Annotated in this window: 3 protein-coding genes; all 3 read right to left on the bottom strand. The window is 42.9% G+C overall.

Going from position 1 to position 5,188, the window contains the following annotated elements:
• Positions 1 to 216: 216 nt before the first annotated feature.
• The 3 genes from NC99_RS07830 to NC99_RS07840 all read right to left on the bottom strand — a co-directional run bounded on the left by NC99_RS07830 (position 217) and on the right by NC99_RS07840 (position 5,117).
• A complete protein-coding gene (locus tag NC99_RS07830) occupies positions 217 to 1,575 on the bottom strand; it encodes a Gfo/Idh/MocA family protein (RefSeq protein WP_053181885.1) in 1,359 nt (452 codons plus the stop codon).
• Between the two features lie 26 nt (positions 1,576 to 1,601).
• Entirely contained in the window at positions 1,602 to 2,666 is a 1,065-nt protein-coding gene (locus tag NC99_RS07835; protein WP_082326371.1) for a 3-keto-disaccharide hydrolase, read from the bottom strand.
• Positions 2,667 to 2,909: 243 nt separating this feature from the next.
• A complete protein-coding gene (locus NC99_RS07840; protein WP_157624660.1) occupies positions 2,910 to 5,117 on the bottom strand; it encodes a hypothetical protein in 2,208 nt (735 codons plus the stop codon).
• Positions 5,118 to 5,188: the final 71 nt, after the last annotated feature.

Consider the following 5,188-nt stretch of genomic DNA (forward strand, 5'->3'; position numbering starts at 1 on the left):
GATAGTTTAAATTCAGAATCAGTACCCATCAGGGTATTCACATAATCAACCGGTTGCAAGGTCTGTGCCTTAATTTCAAGAGACATAAAACTGTAAACGACCACACACAAAAAGAACAATCTGTTTCTCATTTTAAAACCAAGATTAAATTTAAAGACATAACAGACTTTCAATGCCCTCTCAAACCAACGGACACTAAAAGCCTGTTATTATTGATTATAAGGCCCAACCATCCCTGTATTTATAGTGTATAAACTGATCTGCCTCAGGCATATTCGGGAAACTAAGTTTCTCGGGATCAAAACTCAGACTTTGAAAACTCAGCTTTTCTCTCAATTCAGGTCTCAGTGCAATATTGCCCAACAAAACGGTTTCCGTCAAAGGTCCGGCCCATTCGTAATTGGAACCTGCCGGATCGCCGCCCTTACAAGCGAGTATCCATTCCATTCGATGTCCGGGAGACGAAGCAAGATATGGCTCTGGCCTTTGATAAGAGTCGCTCAAAGAATCAGGAAGAATTCGATTTCCCAGAATCTTCCCGTTACTTCCAACATAAAGAACTCCCCCCGCTCCCAATTGAACATCATCACCCATATCTGGCAGACGTGGAGGACGCAATCCACCATCATACCAGGTAAGCCTCAATGGTGGCATTTCTTTTCGTGCCGGGAAATCATAGGTTACGATCGAGCCAAGCGGATAAGTTTCATCATTTACCAACGTGGAAACCGCCTGAATACTTGTTGGATATTTCAGCTTCAATGCTCGAAAAACCGTATCAAACGAATGACAGCCAATATCTCCAAGAGCCCCGGTACCAAAGTCGAGCCACCCCCGCCATCGGAATGGGTGATAATCCGAATGATACGGACGTAAAGGAGCAGGACCGGTGAAAAGATCCCAATCAAGACTTTCAGGTACAGGAGGCGTATCCTGTGGTCGTCTCACTCCCTGAGGCCAATAGGTATCAGCAAGCCCCCGATTTGGACGATCAGTCCACACATGTACCTCCTGTATTGGTCCAATCACCCCATCCCAAATCACCTCTTGAATCCGACGAGAAGCGTCGCTGGCCTGGCCTTGATTACCCATTTGTGTTGCAACTTTATACTTCCGGGCCGCTTCTGTTAACATCCTTGCTTCATAGACCGTGTGAGTCAGCGGCTTTTCCGTGTAAACATGCTTTCCCCTTCTCATTGCCTCCATGCTGATAAGAGCATGCGTATGATCCGGAGTGGCAACTATCACGGCATCAATATCTTTCTGCTCATCCAGCATCATTCGAAAGTCTTTGAATTTCTTGGCTTTCGGGTAGGTGTCAAACACATTGTTTACCGAATCATTCCAATCAACATCACAGAGAGCAACAATATTCTCAGTCTTTGCAACATCTTCCAGATCTACCCGTCCCATTCCTCCAATACCAATACCTGCAATATTCAGTTTATCACTTGGGGCAACATGACCGAGTCCCGAAACTACATGCGAGGGAACAACAGTAAACCCGCCCATAACAATACTAGAGGTTGTAATAAAACCTCTCCGACTTATGGTTTTCGATTCTTTCGACTTCATAATAATCAAATTTTAATAATTGCCGATTATTTAATGATTGGAGTAAGAACCAGATTACGGAATGATATTCCTGTATGATCTCCTTGTAGGTATATGGGCCCTGGAGCAAACACATCAGACTGAATAGCTCCACCTGTGGCACCATGAACAGGTTGATTATTAATAATCGTTGTGCCATTTAACACTACAGTTACATGCCTATCACACAAGGTGATATCCAAGGTTTGCCATTCACCAGCTGGCTTTTCCGCTTTGACAGTGGGAAGAATTCTTGTAAAAATAGCTCCCATACTACCTCCCCAAGTTAGCGGACGCTCATACGAATCTGCCACTTGTACCTCATACATGCCGCGCAAATATACTCCACTGTTGCTGCCCTGAGGAGCGTTAACTTCCAGCTTCAAATTAAAATCCTCAAATACCTTTTCCGTCCTGAGGTTACCATATCGAATTGGCGCAGCTCCTTCTTTTTGAACCGGATTATTAGTTAAAATGCCATCTGTTACCGACCAGCCATTCGCGAGATGATCCTCAATTAGTCGCCATCCCTTGAGGTTATTTTTGTTTTCAATCAATTGAATTGGTTTTCCATACTTTAAGTTCTTCAAATCCGGCGCAGGAGGAACATCAGGAAGCCTGGTTCCGTCAATAAAAACCGAATCAACACCAAGACCTGTGACTTTTGGACTTAAATAAAACCCATTGATTTTATCACCATCCCGCTTCAATTCGATCCAAGTTGGGTAATCTCGTGTAATCGTCGCATTTCCCTGAGTATCCTTGGCCAAAGTTGCCTTACGAGGATTTCGGCCAAGATACAACGCATCGCCAGAAACATAAACATAGGGCAAGCCATAGAATACGCCTCCACCGCCCCACATCAGATCGGCATCCAAATAGCCATCTTCCTGTCTCACCTGGAGCCAGCCGACAGCGCTGTTCCCAAAGTCAAAAGTCCATTGCCCCAGGAATCCGTCTATCTGATCTTGCGGCCCTTTTGTCATAGATTCTGCTTTATTCGTATTACACAGTCCTGAAATGCCTATACAAACAAATAACACCACGAAACTTAAAATTGCTGATGATTTCATAACGAAAAGATTTAGTTAGAATTAATTCACACGATCATATCGATTAACACGTTATTAGTTTTAGCTGGCCAGATTAGCTCAAAAAAAATCCTTCTTCCTGCATATTGATTTAAAGCTGATACAAAATATTAAACCGTTCCACTCCTTCGGAAATGCGTCCATGGGCTCAGGCCATGGCACACATTTCTTTAATTCAAACAGGATCACAACCTATTCAAAGCTTGGATATTCAAAAGATAATGATCACCATTTGATATCAACTTTGATTCCTTCAGGATCATTTTCAAAACCTAACAATCCTGTTTTACTTGCCTCATCCCACTCCCACGAGGTACCGTTAAGAACATTCCCTTGGTGGTCAAAAACATGCCATTCCTTTGGAGTGTCGGGCAGTAGGACTCGCATTACATTGGTTGTATTTAATGGGCTTTTCGTAATAAAAGAATAGCTACTTCTTGTTGTCACCTCATCGTAAACACGCGACGCAGCAGCCAAAACCTGTGGCTTATCCTGATGTTCGATCCTATTCACATTTAGAAGGTAAGCCTGCTCTCCGGGTAAAACTGTTTTTTCGTTGAGGACGGGCAATTTAGGATCGAATAAATCAATTAATCGACCTTTCTGCACAAACGGTTCATCGCTTACACTTTCGTCTAACACGGAAATTAAATCGTAAGCACCGCGCTCCAGGTAAAAATTATTCTTATATACCAATTCTCCAGCTTTAGCGGTCTCCTCATAAAGCTGTTTAACAATACCGACAAATTCGTTATCCTGGCCAGCTTCCAAAACAAACTCTTTTGGATCTTGACGGATTATATACACAGTACCCGCTCCGTATTTATACTCACCGCTTTCTCCTGAAGATTGAATATCCAACAGTTCAAACAGGTGCTCAGAAGCCGTTTTGTATTGATTTTCACCAGTGTTCCACCACTCCTGAACTGACTGAAATGGATCAATGTCGCGTCCGGCATAAACAAGCACACCTCCACCTTTCACCCATTCTGCAATATACTCGTGCCCCTTTGGGTCAGCAGGCTTCATATTCGAGTACGACATAATTAAAACCTTGGTGTCCTTCCAGGTTTCAGGATAAGAAACATTCTCTAAATGCATTGTTTTAACAGGAACACCACGTTTCAGAAATGGTAAAGTCTGACCATAGAAATTTGAAAAACTAGGATCTTCATAGCCCTGATGGGTGGGTAAACGCTGGAACATTAATGAATTTGCCATTAACACGCTTATTCCTTCTGAACCGGATAATTTGTTGTCAGACAATGGCATACTGTTCAATGAGTTTATCATAACCTGCATTTGAGTGGAATAGAAACGAGGAATCTGCTCCTTCTTATCACTGTCCGCACTTGTTTTGTAGAGTCCTTCATAAATTCTGTCCGGCCATGGCATTACTTCGTAGTCAGCAATGTTCGGATACAGCAGCTGGGCCGTGAAAGTTGCCTGGTAATTCTTTTTATAGTCAACCCAGTCCCTTGGCCAATCTTCAATTGGATCAGTCAAAAAGAACATTTTTCTCCCCGTTGGGGCCGTCATAGATTCCATTGAACCATATTCAAGATAGGCTGTTTCAAAAACCCTTTCTTTTTGCTTTCCATCAAAATAATTCGGTGTTCGGGAAGTCCCAGTCCAAACCTGTGCAATATATCCGTCGACTGATGGCAAGGAGGCAAGACTCGCCTCTGGACTTACAATCTGCCACTGTGAATAATTAACCAAGGAATGGGTTGGCACATAGCAACGCACGTCCATGCCCTTACTTTTGCCATATTCTTTTGCATAGGAAAAACACTCGTCCAAAGCCCGATAATACAGGTGATACTTTAATTTATTTGACAAATAGGTATTCTCAGGAGACTCATGCTGTGGACGCCAGTCAAACCCATAGTACTCTTTCCACTCTCTTTTAAATGCTTCGCTATAGCCTGCACGTGCCCAAAATTCCGGTTCTTCAAGAAAAATTGCATCGATACCGGCATCAATGACCCGCTTTATCTGAGTCTCTTTGATGTATTTAATAAAATTCTTTGATGGCACAATATAGGGAACCATTCGTCCGTGCCAAATCGTGTCTCCGCGCTGTGTTACCTGCCCTTCATCCAAATGAGACTCACCATCCCATTTCCCGGTGAAATAATCCTGATATTCACCCCAGGCTATACCTGTCATAAAGTGCGTGATATACCCTTTGTCTCGCCAGCTTTGGACACGCTCTTCAAATGTCATCCCATTATTACGGTGATGATCACGAACGCTGTACACAATAGCTACGTCAGCCCGAACGTCGGTAACTGGCTTCCACGGGTTGGACGTCTGAAATGCAGTCTTCTCTCTTTTTTCAGGAACCACTTTTTCTGCTGGCTCTGAACTTGAACAAGATGCAAAAAAAAGCCCCCCCAATATACTGTATATAATTGATTTAAATTTCATTACTTATTGGTTTGTTAAAAGAAAGAAGCCATTCCGAACTTTTTAAAAGCCGAAATGACTTCATTTCAAAA

Source organism: Sunxiuqinia dokdonensis (assembly GCF_001270965.1).
In the GTDB taxonomy this organism is placed as follows: domain Bacteria; phylum Bacteroidota; class Bacteroidia; order Bacteroidales; family Prolixibacteraceae; genus Sunxiuqinia; species Sunxiuqinia dokdonensis.

Excerpts from the sequence above, each read along its gene's own strand:
- NC99_RS07840 (WP_157624660.1), bottom strand. The coding sequence starts at position 5,117 with ATGAAATTTAAATCAATTATATACAGTATATTGGGGGGGCTTTTTTTT.
- NC99_RS07835 (WP_082326371.1), bottom strand. The coding sequence starts at position 2,666 with ATGAAATCATCAGCAATTTTAAGTTTCGTGGTGTTATTTGTTTGTATA.
- NC99_RS07830 (WP_053181885.1), bottom strand. The coding sequence starts at position 1,575 with ATGAAGTCGAAAGAATCGAAAACCATAAGTCGGAGAGGTTTTATTACA.